This is a genomic window from Photobacterium sp. R1, from assembly GCF_054600795.1.
Map to the genome: position 1 here is coordinate 1 of NZ_BAAHZP010000439.1, position 285 is coordinate 285.

The following is a 285-nucleotide window of genomic DNA, read 5'->3' on the forward strand; positions in this document are numbered from 1 at the left end:
TTCCGTTAGGTTTTGCAAGTAACTTATATTATTGCTTAGCTCTCGTTTAAACATAAAGACCTGCCCGACACTCGCAATGCCGTTGGCTTTCTCATACCAGAGCTTATGTACATCACCCTCTGATATCACTTTTACTTCTTTTATCTGCTTAGCCAGCTGACAGTTATCTTGGTAGACTTTATTCCAGCCATTGGGGTTAAAGTGACTTTGCTTATCCCAAGATAGCAATTGCTTCAATGAGTGCCTGTTCTTGCCAGCTTCCCATAATTCCGCCAAAACCTTTTC

General features: G+C 41.4%; 1 pseudogene. It reads right to left on the reverse strand.

The window, feature by feature from the left end:
- Nucleotides 1–285 (reverse strand): annotated as a pseudogene (locus tag ACYP03_RS25765) (McrB family protein); the annotation flags it as partial.